Here is a 17,296-nt window from a genome sequence, read left to right on the forward strand (position 1 = left end):
CACACACACCCAACCGGAGAGCCAAATGACCCAGATCGACTACTATTTCGCGACGCTGTCACCTTACTGCTACCTTGCCGGGACCCGGCTCGAGCAGATGGCAGCGCGCACCGGTGCCACCGTCACCTACAAGCCGTTCGACATCGTCGCGGCGTTTGGCCGGACGGGTGGTACGCCCCCCAAGGACCGCCACATCAGCCGCATCGAATACCGGGCGCAGGAATTGCCGCGCCAGGCCAAAAAGCTCGGCATGCCCTTCAACCTGCAGCCCGCCCATTGGCCCACCAACGGCGCGCCCGCAGCCTATGCCTTTATCGCCGCGCAAAACGCCGGTGGCGGCGATCTGGGTGCCTTGGCCCACGCCATCTGCCGTGCCGTCTGGGCCGAGGAGAAGGACATCGCCGAAGACGCTGTCGTCAAAGCCTGTCTGCAAGAGGCCGGATTTGACCCCGCGCTGGCGGACAGCGGCATGCTGGAAGGTGCCGAAACCTATGCCCGTAATCTCGAAGAAGCGGTGGAGGCTGGCGTCTTTGGTGCGCCATTCTATATCGTGGACGGCGAGCGGTTCTGGGGACAGGACCGGATCGAGGATCTGGAACAACACCTGCAAGGAAAGCTGTGACCTTTCATATACATACCAGACTATTCGAGGGCGCGCCGCGGCGGGCTCTCGCCATCCATTGTACGCTGGGCCATGCCGGGGCGTGGCGCGGGGTGGCCAAGGAATTGCAGGGTGATCTGAGCCTGCTGGCGATGGATTTGCCGTCGCACGGAAAATCGGACGCATGGGACCGTGAGGGCGACCTGCACAGCTTTTGCACCGCACGTGCAAAGGGGGTGATGGACGACGCGCCGATGGACCTGATCGGCCATTCCTTTGGCGCGACGGTGGCGTTGCGCATCGCGGCGGAAAACCCCGGACGGGTGCGCAGCCTGACCCTGATCGAGCCCGTCTTTTTCGCGGTGGCGATGCTGGATGATCCAGCGCTCGGAGATGCCTATACCAGCGCCAACCGGGCCTTTGCAGATGCGTTCGAATCCGGCGACATGCGCGAGGCCGCACGGGTGTTCAACCGCGACTGGGGCGACGGGACGCCGTGGGATGCCTTGCCCGAAAAGATGCGCGATGCAATGGCACGGCTGATCCACTTCGTGCCGGCCAGCGGGCCGATGCTTTACAAGGACAATGCAGGGCTGTTGCAGCCCGGTGTCCTGTCGGGCGTGGACATGCCGACCCTGCTCATCGACGGGGGCGCGTCGCCGGAGATCAGCGGGGCGATCAACATGAGCCTGTGCGCCCGGATGCCCAATACCACCCGCGTCACGGTGCCGGGGGCGGGGCATATGGCGCCGGTCACCCATCCGGCCGACGTGGCGGCGGCGATTGCGGCGCTGCTGGCGCGGACGGCGGTGTCAGACGCAGCCTAGGAACGCGTCGATGCCGGCATCGGTCATGGACCAGTCACAGACCAGCCGACACATCAGCATGGCATCGGGGTCGCCGGTCGCCACATCACCGTCCATGACATAGTACCGCGCCCCGGCAGCCTGTAGCCGCTGGTGCGTGGCACGTGGCATGCGGGCGAAAATCATGTTGGCATCGGTGGGATGCACAAGCTGTGCACCGCGCGTACATAGACCGTATGACAAACGCGCCGCATGGGCGTTGGCCTGACCCGCCATGTCACGCCACAGATCGTCCTGCAGATAGGCCGCCATCTGCGCCGAGAGGTAGCGGTGTTTGGAAAACAGATGCGCCGCGCGTTTGCGCCGCAATTCGAATTCCCACGCCTTGTCGGGGTCGAAAAACACCACCGCTTCGACGCCCATGCAGCCGTTTTTCGTGCCGCCGAAGCTGACCACATCGACACCCGATTTCCACGTCATCTCGGCGGCGCTACAGCCCAGAGCCACGGCCGCATTGGCAAACCGCGCCCCGTCGAGGTGCACGGGCAGATCATGGGCACGGGCCACCGCCGTCAGCGCGCGCAGTTCGTCGAGTGTGTGGACCGACCCGCGTTCGGTGACCTGCGTGATCGATACCGGGCCGGGCTGCGCCGTGTGGACGTTGCCGGGGGTGCGATACGCAATGGCCGACTGTAACGCGTCCGGGGTCATCTTGTCGTCAGTGGGGATCAGCGTGAGCTTGGCCGCGCCGGTGTAGAACTCGGGCGCATTGCACTCGTCTTCCTCGATATGGCTGATGCTGCTGCAAAAGATTGTCTGCCACGGTTGGGTATAGCAGGCCAGCGCCAGCGCATTGGCCGCGGTGCCGGTCGCGACAAGATGGACAGCCGCATCGGGGGCCTCGAACACGCGGCGGATGCCGGCGCGGACTTCTTGCATGATGTCGTCGTTGCCGTAGGGCATGGCATAGCCGTCATTGGCTTCGGTCAGGCGCTGCATGATGCGCGGATGCACGGGGCCGCCGTTGTCGGATGCAAAGAACATTCAGGTCGGCTCCTCGATGATATGGTCTTCCCACTCCTCGAAGGCGGTTTCCCATTCGCTGACGGTGCGGCCCCGCATCGACACGCCCGCGGCATGGACGCTTTCGGCGGTGCCGGTCAGCAGCGGGTGCCAGTCGGGCAGGGATTTGCCCTGCCACAGAAGGCGGTAGGCGCAGGTTTCGGGCATCCAGTAGGCGTGTTCGTCGATGTTGTCGGGCGTCATCACGATGCAGTCGGGCACGAACTGGTGGCGGATGTCGTATTGCGCACAGCGGCAGGTGGAATCGTCGAGCAGGCGGCATGCAACGTTGGTCAGCGCCACGGCACCGGTGTCTTCGTCCTCGAGTTTGTTCAGACAGCATTTGCCGCAGCCGTCGCAGAGCGCCTCCCACTCCTTGGGGTTCAGCTTTTTCAGCGGCTTTTTCTCCCAAAAGCGTGCGGCCAGTCCGGCGCGGTCGATGGGGTCGGTCATAGCGCGGCCAGTATCGCGCGGGCCTGTGCGCTGTCGGCGTCCATCTGGGCGATCAACGCCTCCAGCCCGTCGAATTTTTCCTCGCCGCGCAGATGCTCCACCAGCCCTACCGACAGCGGCGTGCCGTAAAGATCGCCCTTGAAATCGAAGATGAAGGTTTCGAGGTTCGGCTTGTTTTCCCCGAACATCGGGCGCACCCCCATCGAGGCAACCCCGTGGTAGCTGCCTTCATGCGGACCCGACAGCACATCGACAAGCACGGCATAGACCCCGAAAGCGGGTGGATGCAGCCCGTCGATGGACATGTTGGCGGTCGGGTAGCCCAATTCGCGGCCCCGCTGTTCGCCACCGATCACCGGCCCTTCGATCCGGTGCCAGTGGCCCAGCATGGCGGCCGCATCGCGCGGGCGCGCGTCGGTCAGGGCGCGGCGGATCGCGGTGGAGGACACGGTGTTGTCCGATTGCGCCATGAGCGGCGCGATGGTCACGCCAAAGCCCATGTCGTCGCCAAATTGTTGCAGGTCCTGCGCGGTGCCTGCGCGCCCTTTGCCAAAGCAGAAGTCGGCCCCCACAACCACGTGCTGCAGGCCCAGCCCGTCCTTGATCACCCGTTGGGCAAAGGCGCGCGGTGTGAGCGAGGCAAGAGCGGCGTTGAACGGCAGCTCATAGAGCTTTTCGACCCCCAGTTTCGCAAGACGCGAGGCGCGGGCCTCGGGGCTCATCAGGCGGAAAGGGGCGCTCTGCGGGGCGAAATAGGCGCGGGGGTGCGGCTCGAACGTGACGATACCCAGCGGCGCGTCGGGTGCGGCGGCGCGGGCCATGTCGATCACGGACAGGTGGCCCAGATGCACGCCGTCGAAGTTGCCGATGGCCGCGGTGGCGCCGCGGTCGGGATCTTCTACGAGGGTATAGTCACGAAGGATTTGCATGGCCTCGTCACTAGCCCCCGAGGGGCCTGCGTGCAAGAGCGTGGCGGCGTCAGTCGAATTTGCGGGACGGGGCCAGAACGGTGGCTTCGCCCACCAGCACCTTTTTGCCGTCCACTGCGCAATGGCAATCCATTTTGACGATCCTGCGGGAGGCGTCGATATCGGTGACTTTGACCTCGGCATAGACCACATCGCCCGGCCGGACAGGCGCCAGGAATTTCAGCGACTGGCCCAGATAGACGGTGCCGTGGCCCGGCAGCTGTTCCCCGATCACCGCAGAGATAAGCCCCGCCGTCAGCATCCCGTGTGCAATGCGGCCCTGAAAGATCGTGTCGCGCGCGTAGTCGTCATCCAGATGCACCGGGTTACGGTCGGTCGAGATGGTAGCGAACATTTCGATATCCGCATCGGTCACTTCCTTGCGGATATAGCGGAACATGCCGATTTCGATGTCTTCGATGACGATCGTGCCGCGGGGTAGGTTGTCCAACATCTGCGCCTCTTGGTAATAAAGTAACCGACGATAGGGTCCGTCGGTAACTTAATTACTTTGCAGGCGCAGAAAAGCAAGCATTTTCTAGGTCAGCGAAGGTGACCTATTGTGAAGGTTGGTGCGGATTTTTCTGTTTCCAGATAGGCGCTTAGCGCATCGGGGTCTGGCTGCTCCGTGGTTTTTGTCTCTGCCGCGGCCAGCCCGCCCGAAATAAACAGAGAATCGATATCCTCGCCGATGGCGCCGGCAACATCGGTCAGAATGCCGTCACCGATCGCCAGGATACGGTCATCGGCGATGGTGTTGCCGAGCGCGTGCAGCCTGCGGCGGGCCAGATCGTAGATCGGCGGATGCGGCTTGCCGAAATAGAGGCTTTCCCCGCCCATCTCGCTGTACATCTTGGCCACAGCGCCCGCGCACCACTCGCGGACCTCGCCCCGGTCAACCACGATATCGGGGTTCGCGCAAAGCAGCTTGGCCCCGCGCGCCAGTGCGGCCTCCAGATCGGGCCGCCAGCTTTCCGGATCGGCCAGAGAATCGAACGGACCGGTGCAGACGACGCCCTCTGCTTCATCTAGCGGCACGCGGGTAATCTCCACCGGATTTTCCAGCAGGTTCAACGGCTCGAAAAAGCGGCTGTCGGTGTCGGGGCCCAGATGCCAGACCCGCGTGCCCACGACCCCGCGGTACATCGCGGAGCGTGCGGAATCACCCGATGTCGCAATGTCGTCATAGGCGTCCTGTGGCACGCCGAAATGCACCAGCTGCTTGGCCACGCCCTTGCGCGGACGCGGCGAGTTGGTGACCAGAATGACAATGCCGCCCGACTGCCGGTATTGCTGCAACGCGGCCACGGCTGACGGTATCGCGGCCACCCCGTTGTGCACGCAGCCCCACAGATCGACGAAAAGCGCGTCATAGGGGGCGGAAATATCGGACAGGGCGGTGACGATGCGGGACATGAGGCGGCTTTCGACAGGAAGGTAAATGAGCCCTCCCGGTGCGGGAAGGGCCGGCAACGAGGCCTCAGACCTTGAGGTTCGGGATGATCTGCTTTTTGCGGCTCATCACACCGGGCAGCACCACCGTGTCACCGGAGACCGAGACGTCGAAGCTCTTTTCGGCCACGGATTTCGTCAGGTCGTTGGGCACAAGCATCGTCGCCTGCTCGTTGAGGATGTCGACCACGAACAACAGCACCTGATCGGCACCGTCCTGCTGGGCCACCTCGGGCATGGCGGCCATCAGCTTGTCCTTGCGGCCCAGCACCTGTTCGGGTGACGTCGTCTCCAGCACAGAGACGCGGAACTGCTTGCCGTCGACTTCGTATTCCTTGCTGTCCATGCGCAAGAGCTCGGCTTCCGAAAATGCCGACACATCGGATTTTGCGGCGAACATCTCGGCGGCATAGGCGGGCATGTCGACCCCCAGATCCTCTGCCAGCGACCAGGCAATCGCCTTGTCTTCCTGCGTGGTGGTCGGCGAGCGGAATTCCAGCGTGTCCGACAGGATGCAGGTCAGCATCGCGCCTTTGATCTCGGTGGGCATCTGGGCGATGTCGCTGCCGATCATCTTCCACATGATGGTGGCCGTACAGGCCAGCGGCTCGATGCGGATCTCGATCGGCGCCGCCGTCTCGAGGCCCCCGACCAGCTTGTGATGATCGATGATGCCCACAATATTCGCGTCATTGATCATATCGGGCAATTCGGCGGGGTTGTTGGTGTCGACGATGACAACGTCCTGTCCGGCCTGCGGCGCATCGATGATCTGCGGCTTGTCGAGCTTCCAGTGATCGAGCATGAACAGCGCTTCGGTATTGGGCTCTCCCAGCAGGGCAGGCTGCGCATCCACCCCCTTGATCTGGTTGAGATACCACGCCCAGATGATCGGGCTTCCGGTGCTGTCGGTGTCGGGAGATTTGTGGCCGAATACGAGCGTTGTCATGGGACTTCCTTGGCATAGATGCGGGTTTGGGCGCTATATAGCAGGAATAACAGGGGTGTCACGGGGGCACCGCTGCTTCATCTTGCCCTTTAAACTCAAATCCCGCAGTCCACGCCGGCGGGCCCCTGTGCCGCGATGCACCGGCCGCAGGCTACAGCCCCAACTCGGCCCGCTTCTTGCGCGTCAGCCCCGACACCACCAGATCATAGGAGGCACGGATATGCGCGCACAGGCTTTCGTCGGACAGGCCGGGGCGGTCGTAGTGCTGGATCCACTTCAACCCGCGCGACGCCAGATAGGGGGCGGGCCGCAGGCCGGGGCTGTCGGAGAGCACCTCGAAAGCGAGATCGGAGGCCTTGAAGGATACCGTATCGCCCGCATCACCGTGCCCCACGACCGCAAAAACCTTGCCGCCGATCTTGTAGACATCGGCGTTGCCCCACTGGATCACGTGGGTGGCGTGGGGCTGGGCTGCGCAAAATGACGTCAATTCGTCCCGTGTCATGCAGAAAGGTTAATGGGATTCACCCCTCGTGTGAATGGTGCTAGCGTCGGGCCATGGGCAATGCGCGCGAAACCGATCTGTACGGTCCGGTAAAATCCTTTCTGGAGGATCAGGGCTATGTGGTGAAATCCGAAGTCGGCGCGGCGGATGTGGTTGCCGTGCGCGGGGCGGAACCCCCCGTGGTGGTCGAGCTGAAGCTGGGGTTTTCGCTGGCGCTGTTTCACCAATGCATCGACCGGCTCAAGGTCAGCGATGATGTCTATATGGCGGTGGCGCGCCAGCCCGGCAAGCGGTTCCACAAGAGCCTCAAGGCCAATGTTGCGATGGCGCGGCGGCTGGGTCTGGGGGTGATCGCGGTGCGGCTCGAGGATGGTCTGGTCGAGGTGCACGCCGATCCCGGCCCCTATGCCCCGCGCAAGAACGCGCGCAAGCAGCAGCGGCTGTTGCGCGAATTCGCCCGCAGGCAAGGCGACCCGAATGACGGCGGGCAGACACGGGCGGGGCTGGTGACGGCCTACCGGCAGGATGCGCTGAAACTGGCCGTCTACCTGTTCGAGGTGGGCGCGGTCAAAGGCGCCGACGTGGCCCGCGAGACCGGCGTGGCCCGCGCGACCACGATGATGCGCGACAACCACTACGGCTGGTTCGAAAAGGTCGAAAAAGGGGTGTACGGCCTCAGCCCCGCGGGCGCAGAGGCGGTGGCGGTCTCGGGCCGTGTGCTGGGCGCCTAGAAGGGCTGGCGCTGCAAGGTGTAGCCGCGCCGCTCCAGCTGGTTGAGCAGACCGGTTTCGCCCGTCAGGTGCAATGCGCCCACGGCCACCACGATGCGCGACCCCGGTGCCGCCTCGATCGGGGCGATCCACGACAGATTGCGGGTGTCGAGGATATCGGCCATCAGCGCGTCGAACAGACGGTCGAATTCCTCTTGCGGCAGGTCGATCTGCGTGCGCCCGGCGATCCGCGACAGCGCAAGTGCTGCGGCGATGTCCTCTTCGAGATATTGTGCGACCAGCGTGGCGTGGCTGTTGTTGGCCTGTGCCACGCTGGGCGTGCCCAACCGCAGCATGCGCAGCTGTTCGTCCAGCGGATCGGCACCCAGTATCGCAAACACCGTGTCATAGGGTTCGAGCGACAGGACCGGCACGCCGGCGGCATCGGCCACGGCCATCAGCCGCGCATCCAGCCCCGTCTCGCCCGCGGCGACCGATTGCGCCACGCAGGGTGCCATCGACAGGGTGATCGACATGTACCAGGGCTGGAACTTTGCCGCGACGAAGGACGGGATACCGCGCGCCTGCGCGGCGGCGGCGACCCGCGTCCAGTCGTCGGGCGGCAGCAGATCGATCAGGGTCTTGCCCGGCAGGAATGCCAAATCGGGCTGCGTGGCTACCGCTTCTCGCAGTTGCGCGTGCGCGTCTTCGTTGGCTTCGACCAGCAGCGTGTCGGCCGCGCGCACGACCGTTGCCAGCCGCGCCGCGATCGGGTCGAGCCGGTCGTCCGAGATGTGCAGCGTGCCGATCACATGCACCGTGCGGCCGTCGCGCGTTGCGGTCCAGTGGTTGCCGCGCGGGTAGGGAGTTTGCGCCACTTCCGCGGCCAGTTCGCGCTGCTGCGCATCGGTCAGCGTATCGCGCAGGTCCTCTCCGCTGCAGGCGGTCCAGCCCTTGAAAGGCAGCAGCAAAAGTACCATGTAAAACAAGAAGCGCATCGTTTTATCCATCGGGTAAGACAAGTTCGCGCCACCCTAGCGCCGCGCGCCGGTCGTGTCGCGCCCTCGGGCCCAAAATATTTCCCCCATTCGTGTTGACTCGCTGTCGTGGCCTCCTTAGCTAGGCTGCGTTAGCACTCGACCAAGGGGAGTGATAACGACCGGATGCTTAATGAGAAGGTCCGGTGCTGGGAGATAACTTTGAGCGTTAAGGAGCTACAAAGATGGCATTGAAACCGCTTCACGACCGCGTGCTGGTGAAACGCACAGAAAGCGAAGAAAAGACAGCTGGCGGGTTGATCATTCCTGATAGCGCGAAGGAAAAGCCTTCGGAAGGTGAAGTCGTTGCAGTAGGCGAAGGCGCCCGCAAGGACAGCGGTGAGCTGATCGCTCCGGCCGTCAAGGCAGGCGACAAGATCCTGTTCGGCAAATGGTCCGGCACGGAAGTCACCGTCGACGGCACGGAAATGCTGATGATGAAAGAAAGCGACATCATGGGGATCATCGAATAAGCGACCGCGCTTTTCGACCCTGACGATCCGCAAGACATCAACACAAATTAAGGAATACGAAAATGGCAAAAGACGTCAAATTCGCGACCGACGCGCGCAACAAGATGCTCAAGGGTGTGAACATCCTGGCCGACGCCGTCAAAGTCACACTGGGCCCCAAAGGCCGTAATGTCGTGCTCGACAAATCCTTCGGCGCACCGCGCATCACCAAGGACGGTGTATCCGTGGCCAAGGAAATCGAACTGGAAGACAAGTTCGAGAACATGGGCGCGCAGATGGTCAAAGAAGTGGCCAGCCGCACCAACGACGAAGCCGGCGACGGCACGACAACAGCCACCGTTCTGGCCCAGGCCATCGTGCGCGAAGGCATGAAGTCGGTTGCAGCGGGCATGAACCCGATGGACCTCAAGCGTGGCATCGATCTGGCGACAACCAAGGTTGTTGATTCGATCAAATCCGCCGCCCGTCCCGTTTCGGACAGCGACGAAGTTGCGCAGGTCGGCACCATCTCGGCCAACGGCGAAGCCGAAATCGGCCGCCAGATCGCCGACGCGATGCAGAAAGTCGGCAACGAAGGCGTGATCACCGTCGAGGAAAACAAGGGTCTGGAAACAGAAACCGACGTCGTCGAAGGCATGCAGTTCGACCGCGGCTACCTGAGCCCCTACTTCGTCACCAACTCCGACAAGATGACCGTCGAGCTGGAAGATGCGATCGTGCTGCTGCACGAGAAGAAGCTGTCGTCGCTGCAGCCCATGGTGCCGCTGCTGGAGCAAGTCATCCAGTCGCAAAAGCCCCTGCTGATCATTGCCGAGGACGTTGAAGGCGAAGCGCTGGCGACACTGGTTGTCAACAAGCTGCGCGGTGGTCTGAAGATCGCTGCTGTCAAAGCCCCCGGTTTCGGCGATCGCCGCAAAGCGATGCTGCAGGATCTCGCGATCCTCACAGGTGGTCAGGTCATCTCCGAAGATCTGGGCATGAAGCTGGAATCCGTGACCATGGACATGCTGGGTTCGGCCAAGAAGGTGAACATCACCAAGGACGAGACCACCATCGTTGACGGTTCCGGTGACAAGGCCGAGATCGAGGCCCGCGTGTCCCAGATCCGCACGCAGATCGAAGAGACCACATCCGACTACGACCGTGAAAAACTGCAGGAACGTGTTGCCAAGCTGGCAGGCGGTGTTGCCGTGATCCGCGTGGGCGGCATGACCGAAGTCGAAGTCAAAGAGCGCAAAGACCGCGTTGACGATGCCCTGAACGCGACCCGTGCGGCCGTGCAGGAAGGTATCGTTGTGGGCGGCGGTGTTGCCCTGGTGCAGGGTGCCAAGGCGCTCGAAGGTCTTGAAGGCGCCAACAACGACCAGAACGTCGGCATCACGATCGTCCGCAAGGCGCTTGAAGCGCCCCTGCGCCAGATCGCCGAGAACTCCGGTGTCGACGGCTCCGTTGTGGCTGGCAAGATCCGCGAAAGCGACGATCTGACCTTTGGTTTCAACGCGCAGACCGAAGAATATGGTGACATGTTCAAGTTCGGCGTGATCGATCCCGCCAAAGTGTGCCGGACCGCTCTTCAGGACGCGGCCTCCATCGCCGGTCTGCTGATCACGACCGAAGCCATGGTTGCCGATCTGCCCGCCAAAGAGGGTGCAGGCGCCGGTGCAGGCATGCCCGACATGGGCGGCATGGGCGGCATGATGTAATCACGCCCGTCTTGCCACGCTGCCATCCTTTCGGGGGTGGCGGCAGGCCGGATCATGATGTTGTGCAAAGGGTCCCTTTCGGGGCCCTTTGTCATTTTTTGCGCCCGTGACGGATTTGCGCGGCGGTTAACCCCGCATCAACGCACGGCGTGTTAGCAGATGTGCAAACAGCCAAAGGGTTCTTTATGCACGCCTCGCAAAATGCCGTTCCGTCCAAGCCCGTGTCCGGCACACAGGATGTCGATGATTTCATCTATCTGATGAGCCATGATGTGCGCGCGTCGGTGCGCGCGTTGCTGGAATTGCCCCACTGGATCCGGGAAGACCTGAACGATGCGGGCATCAAGGTGTCGGGATCGGTCGAGGAAACGATCGAGATGATGAACCGCCACACCGGCCGGTTGGACCGGATGCTGGTCGATCTGCTTACCTATTCGCGCATCGGACGCATGCAGGAGGTCAAGCCCGTCAATCTTGTGGCCGCCGTGGACGAGGTGCTCGAAGAGCTGCAGCTGCCGCAGGGTTTTACAGTGAGCCGGGCGCTGGAGGCGCAAACCGCAACGCTGGGGGACCGCGATATCCTGACGTTGCTGAGTGCGCTGGTCGGCAATGCGGTGAAACACCACGATACCGGTACGGGCAAGGTGATGATCGTGACCCGTGCCGAGCGCGATATGCTGCGCATCGTGGTATGCGACGATGGCCCCGGCATCGACCCGAAGTTCCACGAGAAGGTGGTGGGCGCGATGACCACGCTGCGCCCGCGTGATGACGTGGAGGGATCGGGCATGGGATTGGCGAATGTCCGCAAGATTGCCGCGCATTACGGCGGTGACCTGCGGTTGGGCGAGGGGCTGGGCGGGCGCGGCCTGCGCGTTGACGTGCGCCTGCCCCTGCATGCCAAGCCGCTTTTGAGTTGATTGCGCACCAAGTTTGCCGCGAATTGTCGGAACTTAGGACGCGTCCCACCGGGGCGCGTTAACTTTTTGGGAGGGCTGTCGCGGGTAATTTGAGGGGGTAGTGAAGTAGGGGAGTAGGCACCGATGTCGGTACCAGCGGAGATTATCGAGCCGAACAAGGCGCATCATGTACAGATCATCAAGGCATTGCTGTTGGATGACAGCACGTTTGACCGCGCCCGCATCCGGCGGCTGAGCAAGCAGACGGAGCTGATGCTGCATATGGATGAGGTCGGCAGCATTGGTGAATTGAAGGACGCGGTGGGACGGCAGGTTTATGACCTGATTCTGATTGACTACCGGCTACCCGAGGGGGACGGACTGGAAGTTCTCGCGCATATCAAGCGCAGCGAGCTGAACAGCGATGCGGCCACGGTGATGATTACCGGTGATGCGCAGCTCGAAACTGCGGTCACGGCGATGCGCAACGGATGCCATGACTTCCTGCGCAAGGATGACATGAATGCCGTCCAGCTGCGTGGCGCGGTGATGAATGCGATGCATGCCGCGCAGGAACAGCTGGCGCTTGCCGCCCGCACACAGCACCAGCGCGAGGTCATCCGCGACGGGTTGAGCGCGGCGTTGCGCGACAAATCCCTGCAAAGCGAAATGGTATCGTTCATCAAGGACAACTTTCCCTTGCAGGATAACCGGTCGGGGATCTGGACAAATGACGATGCCGACGGGTTTGCAGGGGTGCTGATCGGATTGGACGATGACGATGAATTTATCTTCCACTGACGGCTGACCCTTGGCGCTGGCGGCCCGTCACGTTAGGGCTTTGACCCATGCGTCTGATCCTGCTGACCCTTTTGACCATGTTGGCCTTTGCCGCCAATTCGATCCTGACCCGAGCAGCGGTGGATGGGGGGCATATCGACCCGTCGAGTTTCGCCGTGGTGCGGGTTCTGGCAGGGGCGGCGGTATTGCTGGTGATCATGGGTGCGCGCGGTGCGGCCTTTCCGTCGGTCAATCGGGCACGCGGGGTCGGCGCGCTGAGCCTTACGGCCTATATGGTCGGCTTTACGCTGGCCTATCTGACGCTGGATGCCGGTCTGGGCGCGCTGATCCTGTTTGGCGTGGTGCAAATCACGATGTTCCTGCATGCCGCCGCGACCGGTGATCGCCCGGGCCTGCGCCAGATCGGTGGCGCGGTCGTGGCCTTTGGCGGGCTGCTGCTGGTGCTGTGGCCCGGCCAGCAGGGTGGGGCCGATCCGGTGGGGGCGGCCCTGATGGTGATGGCCGGTCTCGGCTGGGCGGTCTATACGATTGCGGGGCGCGGCGCGCGCGATCCGCTTGCGACGACGGGTGCGAATTTCACGTTATGCCTGCCACTTGTCGCCGTGTTGCTGCTGTTCGGGCCGGTTGACATCAGCGCGACGGGCCTGCTGCTGGCGGTGATTTGTGGCGGTGTCACGTCGGGGTTGGGCTATGCGCTGTGGTACCGGGTGCTGACGCGGATGACCGGTCCCACGGCTGCGGTGGTGCAGTTGAGCGTGCCGATCATTGCGATCCTTTCGGGGGCGATGCTCTTGGGTGAACCGCTGGGCGTGACGGTTTTGCTGGCGGCCGGGCTGGTCGTGGGCGGGATCGGCTGGGCGGTGACCGCGCCCCGTCAGACCACCAGCGGCTCCAGCGGATCATAGCCGGGGGCATCCGCATCGCCCCAGGCCACGGCAGCGAGACTGTCGGGTTTGACGCGCAGCCGGGCCATGTCATCGCGGCTGACCCACCGCCTGTCCGTCACGATATCCTCCAGATCGCGCCAGTTGGCGTCGATCTGCGGACCATCGAGCAAGCTGCACCTGAAATACACGTCGACCTGATGGAACCTGCGGTCGGGATCGTGAAATTCGTTCACGAGACAGGGCGCGCCGACCGCGATGCGCAGACCGGTTTCCTCGTGCACCTCGCGGATGAGATTGTCCGGCAGGCTGGCGTTTTTTTCGACCCCGCCACCGGGCGCGCACATCAGATCGCTTTTGCCTTCCGGCCACGCATTTACCAAAAGCAAACGGTTGTCGTGCAGGATCAAGGCGCGCACCGCGAGACGGGGAGAATTTGACGGTGTCATCGGCATACTTTCGTAAGGTCAGATCGCGGGGGGATTTTCTTGGGCCCGCAGACGCACTACATAGCGCAGCATGAGACTGATTTCGATGATTTGCGCGATATGCCTGATGGCGTCGGCCGCGGCGGCCGAACGGCCGCGCTGCGTGGTGCTGTTGCACGGGTTGGCGCGAACGGAGACGTCATTCGCCTTGATGGAGGCGGCGCTGGACGCGGAAGGCTGGCGCGTGGTGCGCCCTGGCTATCCGTCGACCGAAGCGCCGGTGCAGGAACTGGTGGACCGGACCTTGCCCGACGCGGTGGCAGACTGCGGCACGCAGAAGGTCGATTTCGTGACCCATTCGATGGGCGGGATTCTGGTGCGCCAATGGGTGAGCGAAGTCGGGGCCGACCGGATCGGCCGGGTGGTGATGCTGAGCCCGCCGAACCAGGGCTCCGAAATCGTGGACGAATTGAACAATATTCTCGTGTTCGACTGGATCAACGGGCCTGCCGGTTTGCAGATGGGCACGGGGCCGGGATCGCTGCCACGCCGGTTGCCGCCCGCCACGTTCGAAGTGGGGATTATTGCCGGCTCGCAATCGCTCAACCCCTATTTTTCGTCTCTTTTGCCGGGCGAGGATGATGGCAAGGTCGCGGTTTATTCCACCCGGTTGGAGGGCATGAAGGATCATATTGTCCTGCCCGTGACGCATACGTTCATGATGAACAACCCGCGGGTGATCGCCGAAACGGTGGCGTTTTTGCGCGACGGGGAATTCGACCGCTCGATCTCGCTGCTGGGGGCCGTGCTGGATCAGCTGGGCTGTCCGGAGGGCGGGTGCCTGCCCGGTGTGGAGGCAGAGGGTGCTGAACCTTGAACTGGTCGGGGCCGATGTGCTGCGGCCCGAAGGGCTGCGCCGTGACACGCTGGCATTTGCCGACGGGGTGATTCTGGCCGCGGGCGCGGGGCGGCGTGTTGATTTGGGCGGATATATCGTGCTGCCCGGTATCGTCGATGTGCACGGCGACGGGTTCGAGCGTCACGTGGCCCCGCGTCGGGGCGCGATGAAACAGATGACGGAAGGGTTGGTCGCGGTCGAGGCAGAGCTTGCCGCCAACGGCATCACGACCGCGGTTCTTGCGCAATTTGTCAGCTGGGAAGGCGGTCTGCGCTCGCTCGAATTTGCCGAAACCGTGTTTGACGCCTTGCAGCAGGTTGCGCGCGGGGCGGTGACCGATCTGCGCGCACAGCTGCGCTTCGAGACGCATCTGCTGGATCTTTACGACAGTCTGCCGGAGCGGTTGGCGCAATGGGGCGTGTCGTATGTGGTGTTCAACGACCATCTGCCGCATGACCGGCTGGCGGCGGGGCGCACGCCGAAACGGTTGGTGGCGCAGGCGCTCAAGGCGGCGCGGAACCCCGAAATGCACCACGCGATGATGCGCGATCTGCATGCCCGGCGGGACGAGGTGCCTGCCGCGCTGGACGTGCTGTGCGCGCGATTGGCGGAGCGCGGAATCACGATGGGCAGCCACGATGACCGCACGGCAAAGGCGCGTGCCGCATGGGACGCACGCGGCGTGCGGGTTGCCGAATTTCCCGAAACCGCCGAGGCCGCCGAAGCGGCGCGGGGCGCGGTTGTGCTGGGCGCGCCGAATGTGGTGCGCGGCGGATCGCATAATGGGAATGTTTCCGCGCTCGATCTTGTGGCGATGGGTGTGGGTGACGCGCTGGCCTCCGACTATCACTATCCCAGCCCGCGGCGTGCGGCGCTGATGCTGTGGAAGTCCGGTGTGCTGGATCTCGCGGCGGCGTGGCGGCTGGTGTCCGAAGGGCCTGCGCGGGTTTTGGGCTTGCGCGATCGCGGCACGTTCGACCCCGGACAGCGTGCGGATATGGTGATTCTGGACGCGGCGGACCACCGGGTGGCGGCAACAATCGCGGGCGGCCGCGTCAGCCACATGACCGGCGACATCGCGGCGCGCTTCATCGACGCCTAGCCGGTGATCCGGTTCACGTGGCCCATTTTACGGCCCGGTTTCACATCCGCTTTGCCATACAGGTGCAGCGCTGCCTTGGGGTCGCGGGCGAGTTCGGGCACGCGGTCCATGTCGTCGCCGATCAGGTTTTCCATCGTCACATTCGCGTGGCGGGTGCCATCGCCCAAGGGCCAGCCCGCAACGGCGCGGATGTGTTGCTCGAACTGGTCCACGGTGCAGCCGTTCTGTGTCCAGTGCCCCGAATTATGCACACGCGGCGCGATCTCATTCACCACAAGCCCTTGCGGCGTCACGAAAAGTTCGACGCCCATCACGCCGACATACTCCAGCGCGTTGAGGATTTGCGCGGCCAGCAACACCGCGTCGGTGCGTAGTTTCGGCGCAATGGTGGCGGGCACGGTGGTGGTGTCGAGAATACCGTCACGGTGGACGTTTTCGCCCGGATCGTAGCAGCTGATGTCGCCTTGCGGGTTGCGCGCCGCGATGATCGAGATCTCCTTTCCGAAGGTGACAAAGCCTTCGAGGACCGCGGGCGCGCCGGCCATATCGGCAAGCGCGGCATCCGCATCCTGCGGGGTTTTGAGCCGCGCCTGACCTTTGCCATCGTACCCGAAGCGCCGCGTCTTGAGGATGGCGGGGGTGCCGACACTCGCAATCGCGTCCCGCAGGCTGGCGGCATCGCTGACATCGGCAAAGGGTGCGACGGTGAGCCCGAGCCCCTGCAGGAAGGTCTTTTCGGTCAGCCGGTCCTGCGAGGTGGCCAGCGCGCGGCGATTGGGATGGATGGGCGCGATTTCCTCGATGATGTCGAGCGCGGAGGTCGGGATGTTCTCGAACTCGTAGGTGACCACATCGACCGATTGCGCAAAGGCGCGTAGGGCGTCGGTGTTGTCATAGGCGGCGGTGGTGAGCGCATGTGCCACGTCGCCCGCGGGCGGGTTGGCACCGGGTTCGAACACGTGACAGCGCAGCCCCAGACGGGCCGCGGCCACGCAGAGCATGCGGCCCAGTTGTCCCCCGCCGAGGATGCCGATGGTCGCCCCCGTGGGCAGCGGATCAGTCATCGGAAGGCTCCTGCGGTATCGAGGCGGACAGCGCGTCGCGCCAGCCGTCGAGGCGGGCCGCGATGGCGCTGTCGTTGAGTGCGAGGATGCCGGCGGCCATCAGGGCCGCGTTTGCCGCGCCGGGTGCGCCGATGGCCATTGTGGCGACCGGAAACCCCTTGGGCATCTGCAGGATCGAATAGAGGCTGTCGACCCCCGAAAGCGCCCGCGTCTGGACCGGAACGCCGATCACCGGCACCCGCGTTTTCGACGCCATCATGCCCGGCAGATGTGCCGCACCGCCCGCGCCCGCGATGATCACCTGCAGGCCGCGATCGACGGCCGTTTTGCCGTAGTCCCACAGACGGTCGGGGGTGCGGTGGGCCGAGACGATCCGGGCCTCGTAGGGGATGGCAAGTTCGTCCAGCAGCGTGGCCGCTTCGCGCATGGTGGCCCAATCGGATTGCGAACCCATGATGATGCCAACGGGGGGGGTGCTCATGCCGGGGTGCCTTTGCGTGA

21 protein-coding genes are annotated in these 17,296 nt (G+C 63.7%); 10 read left to right on the plus strand and 11 right to left on the minus strand.

The features are described 5' to 3' along the window. Window positions 1-25 precede the first annotated feature (25 nt). The gene (locus K3756_RS03805) at window positions 26-622 is read left to right on the plus strand and encodes a 2-hydroxychromene-2-carboxylate isomerase (protein WP_259991064.1); all 597 of its coding nucleotides are present in this window, start codon (window positions 26-28) and stop codon (window positions 620-622) included. Further along, window positions 619-1,428 carry an alpha/beta fold hydrolase gene (locus tag K3756_RS03810; RefSeq protein ID WP_259991066.1) on the plus strand — a complete coding sequence of 270 codons (810 nt, stop codon included), beginning with the start codon at window positions 619-621 and terminating at the stop codon, window positions 1,426-1,428. Before K3756_RS03805 ends, K3756_RS03810 begins: the two co-directional genes overlap by 4 nt. Here K3756_RS03810 and K3756_RS03815 read toward each other — a convergent pair. The 7 genes from K3756_RS03815 to K3756_RS03845 form a co-directional block, all read right to left on the minus strand. Continuing rightward, the gene (locus K3756_RS03815; protein WP_259991068.1) at window positions 1,414-2,451 is read right to left on the minus strand and encodes a low specificity L-threonine aldolase; all 1,038 of its coding nucleotides are present in this window, start codon (window positions 2,449-2,451) and stop codon (window positions 1,414-1,416) included. The two genes, K3756_RS03810 and K3756_RS03815, sit on opposite strands and share 15 nt — an antisense overlap. Then, on the minus strand, window positions 2,452-2,922 hold the full coding sequence (locus tag K3756_RS03820) for a YcgN family cysteine cluster protein (RefSeq protein ID WP_259991070.1): 471 nt from the start codon (window positions 2,920-2,922) through the stop codon (window positions 2,452-2,454). Continuing rightward, window positions 2,919-3,851: a bifunctional riboflavin kinase/FAD synthetase gene (locus K3756_RS03825; protein WP_259991072.1), complete on the minus strand. Its 933-nt coding sequence runs from the start codon at window positions 3,849-3,851 to the stop codon at window positions 2,919-2,921. Before K3756_RS03825 ends, K3756_RS03820 begins: the two co-directional genes overlap by 4 nt. A gap of 49 nt (window positions 3,852-3,900) precedes the next feature. After that, window positions 3,901-4,344 (minus strand): MaoC family dehydratase, encoded by a 444-nt coding sequence (locus K3756_RS03830; protein WP_259991074.1) that lies wholly within the window; start codon window positions 4,342-4,344, stop codon window positions 3,901-3,903. A gap of 89 nt (window positions 4,345-4,433) precedes the next feature. Next, window positions 4,434-5,306, minus strand: coding sequence for a TIGR01459 family HAD-type hydrolase (locus tag K3756_RS03835; protein WP_259991076.1), 873 nt, complete (start codon window positions 5,304-5,306; stop codon window positions 4,434-4,436). Window positions 5,307-5,370: 64 nt separating this feature from the next. After that, complete coding sequence (locus K3756_RS03840; protein WP_259991079.1) at window positions 5,371-6,291, minus strand: manganese-dependent inorganic pyrophosphatase; 921 nt, start codon at window positions 6,289-6,291, stop codon at window positions 5,371-5,373. Between the two features lie 151 nt (window positions 6,292-6,442). Continuing rightward, window positions 6,443-6,796 carry an MmcQ/YjbR family DNA-binding protein gene (locus K3756_RS03845; RefSeq protein WP_259991080.1) on the minus strand — a complete coding sequence of 118 codons (354 nt, stop codon included), beginning with the start codon at window positions 6,794-6,796 and terminating at the stop codon, window positions 6,443-6,445. Window positions 6,797-6,849: 53 nt separating this feature from the next. Between K3756_RS03845 and K3756_RS03850 the strand changes: the two genes are divergently transcribed. Next, window positions 6,850-7,527, plus strand: a complete 678-nt coding sequence (locus K3756_RS03850; RefSeq protein ID WP_259991082.1) for a DUF2161 domain-containing phosphodiesterase — start codon at window positions 6,850-6,852, stop codon at window positions 7,525-7,527. On the opposite strand, the gene K3756_RS03855 is transcribed toward K3756_RS03850, so the two are convergent. Beyond that, the gene (locus tag K3756_RS03855; RefSeq protein ID WP_259991084.1) at window positions 7,524-8,504 is read right to left on the minus strand and encodes a TraB/GumN family protein; all 981 of its coding nucleotides are present in this window, start codon (window positions 8,502-8,504) and stop codon (window positions 7,524-7,526) included. The genes K3756_RS03850 and K3756_RS03855 overlap by 4 nt on opposite strands. Before the next feature lie 224 nt (window positions 8,505-8,728). On the opposite strand from K3756_RS03855, the gene groES reads away from it, so the two are divergent. From groES to K3756_RS03880, 5 genes are all read left to right on the plus strand, one after another. Next, window positions 8,729-9,016, plus strand: coding sequence for a co-chaperone GroES (gene groES, locus K3756_RS03860; RefSeq protein WP_259991086.1), 288 nt, complete (start codon window positions 8,729-8,731; stop codon window positions 9,014-9,016). Between the two features lie 62 nt (window positions 9,017-9,078). After that, window positions 9,079-10,719: a chaperonin GroEL gene (gene groL, locus K3756_RS03865; protein WP_259991088.1), complete on the plus strand. Its 1,641-nt coding sequence runs from the start codon at window positions 9,079-9,081 to the stop codon at window positions 10,717-10,719. A gap of 185 nt (window positions 10,720-10,904) precedes the next feature. Next, window positions 10,905-11,639, plus strand: a complete 735-nt coding sequence (locus K3756_RS03870) for an ATP-binding protein (protein WP_259991090.1) — start codon at window positions 10,905-10,907, stop codon at window positions 11,637-11,639. A gap of 123 nt (window positions 11,640-11,762) precedes the next feature. Continuing rightward, complete coding sequence (locus K3756_RS03875; protein ID WP_259991092.1) at window positions 11,763-12,419, plus strand: response regulator; 657 nt, start codon at window positions 11,763-11,765, stop codon at window positions 12,417-12,419. A gap of 47 nt (window positions 12,420-12,466) precedes the next feature. Further along, window positions 12,467-13,324: a DMT family transporter gene (locus K3756_RS03880; protein ID WP_259991094.1), complete on the plus strand. Its 858-nt coding sequence runs from the start codon at window positions 12,467-12,469 to the stop codon at window positions 13,322-13,324. Here the strand turns inward: K3756_RS03880 and K3756_RS03885 are convergent. After that, entirely contained in the window at window positions 13,294-13,752 is a 459-nt protein-coding gene (locus K3756_RS03885) for an NUDIX hydrolase (RefSeq protein WP_259991096.1), read from the minus strand. The two genes, K3756_RS03880 and K3756_RS03885, sit on opposite strands and share 31 nt — an antisense overlap. Window positions 13,753-13,822: 70 nt before the next feature. Between K3756_RS03885 and K3756_RS03890 the strand changes: the two genes are divergently transcribed. Both K3756_RS03890 and K3756_RS03895 read left to right on the plus strand, forming a co-directional pair. Next, window positions 13,823-14,608 (plus strand): esterase/lipase family protein, encoded by a 786-nt coding sequence (locus K3756_RS03890; protein WP_409202419.1) that lies wholly within the window; start codon window positions 13,823-13,825, stop codon window positions 14,606-14,608. Continuing rightward, a complete protein-coding gene (locus tag K3756_RS03895; RefSeq protein ID WP_259991098.1) occupies window positions 14,595-15,731 on the plus strand; it encodes an alpha-D-ribose 1-methylphosphonate 5-triphosphate diphosphatase in 1,137 nt (378 codons plus the stop codon). Before K3756_RS03890 ends, K3756_RS03895 begins: the two co-directional genes overlap by 14 nt. Here the strand turns inward: K3756_RS03895 and K3756_RS03900 are convergent. Together K3756_RS03900 and purE are read right to left on the minus strand one after the other, a co-directional pair. Continuing rightward, entirely contained in the window at window positions 15,728-16,795 is a 1,068-nt protein-coding gene (locus tag K3756_RS03900) for a 5-(carboxyamino)imidazole ribonucleotide synthase (protein WP_259991099.1), read from the minus strand. The two genes, K3756_RS03895 and K3756_RS03900, sit on opposite strands and share 4 nt — an antisense overlap. Continuing rightward, window positions 16,788-17,276, minus strand: coding sequence for a 5-(carboxyamino)imidazole ribonucleotide mutase (gene purE / locus K3756_RS03905; RefSeq protein ID WP_259991100.1), 489 nt, complete (start codon window positions 17,274-17,276; stop codon window positions 16,788-16,790). The genes K3756_RS03900 and purE overlap by 8 nt, the downstream gene beginning before the upstream one ends. Window positions 17,277-17,296 lie beyond the last annotated feature (20 nt).

The organism is Sulfitobacter sp. S190 (assembly GCF_025141935.1).
In the GTDB taxonomy this organism is placed as follows: Bacteria; Pseudomonadota; Alphaproteobacteria; order Rhodobacterales; family Rhodobacteraceae; genus Sulfitobacter.

Coding starts and splice junctions, on each gene's coding strand:
- K3756_RS03805 (WP_259991064.1), top strand. CDS start 26: ATGACCCAGATCGACTACTATTTCGCGACGCTGTCACCTTACTGCTAC.
- K3756_RS03815 (WP_259991068.1), bottom strand. CDS start 2,451: ATGTTCTTTGCATCCGACAACGGCGGCCCCGTGCATCCGCGCATCATG.
- K3756_RS03820 (WP_259991070.1), bottom strand. CDS start 2,922: ATGACCGACCCCATCGACCGCGCCGGACTGGCCGCACGCTTTTGGGAG.
- K3756_RS03825 (WP_259991072.1), bottom strand. CDS start 3,851: ATGCAAATCCTTCGTGACTATACCCTCGTAGAAGATCCCGACCGCGGC.
- K3756_RS03830 (WP_259991074.1), bottom strand. CDS start 4,344: ATGTTGGACAACCTACCCCGCGGCACGATCGTCATCGAAGACATCGAA.
- K3756_RS03835 (WP_259991076.1), bottom strand. CDS start 5,306: ATGTCCCGCATCGTCACCGCCCTGTCCGATATTTCCGCCCCCTATGAC.
- K3756_RS03840 (WP_259991079.1), bottom strand. CDS start 6,291: ATGACAACGCTCGTATTCGGCCACAAATCTCCCGACACCGACAGCACC.
- K3756_RS03845 (WP_259991080.1), bottom strand. CDS start 6,796: ATGACACGGGACGAATTGACGTCATTTTGCGCAGCCCAGCCCCACGCC.
- K3756_RS03850 (WP_259991082.1), top strand. CDS start 6,850: ATGGGCAATGCGCGCGAAACCGATCTGTACGGTCCGGTAAAATCCTTT.
- K3756_RS03855 (WP_259991084.1), bottom strand. CDS start 8,504: ATGCGCTTCTTGTTTTACATGGTACTTTTGCTGCTGCCTTTCAAGGGC.
- groES (WP_259991086.1), top strand. CDS start 8,729: ATGGCATTGAAACCGCTTCACGACCGCGTGCTGGTGAAACGCACAGAA.
- groL (WP_259991088.1), top strand. CDS start 9,079: ATGGCAAAAGACGTCAAATTCGCGACCGACGCGCGCAACAAGATGCTC.
- K3756_RS03870 (WP_259991090.1), top strand. CDS start 10,905: ATGCACGCCTCGCAAAATGCCGTTCCGTCCAAGCCCGTGTCCGGCACA.
- K3756_RS03875 (WP_259991092.1), top strand. CDS start 11,763: ATGTCGGTACCAGCGGAGATTATCGAGCCGAACAAGGCGCATCATGTA.
- K3756_RS03880 (WP_259991094.1), top strand. CDS start 12,467: ATGCGTCTGATCCTGCTGACCCTTTTGACCATGTTGGCCTTTGCCGCC.
- K3756_RS03885 (WP_259991096.1), bottom strand. CDS start 13,752: ATGACACCGTCAAATTCTCCCCGTCTCGCGGTGCGCGCCTTGATCCTG.
- K3756_RS03890 (WP_409202419.1), top strand. CDS start 13,823: ATGAGACTGATTTCGATGATTTGCGCGATATGCCTGATGGCGTCGGCC.
- K3756_RS03900 (WP_259991099.1), bottom strand. CDS start 16,795: ATGACTGATCCGCTGCCCACGGGGGCGACCATCGGCATCCTCGGCGGG.
- purE (WP_259991100.1), bottom strand. CDS start 17,276: ATGAGCACCCCCCCCGTTGGCATCATCATGGGTTCGCAATCCGATTGG.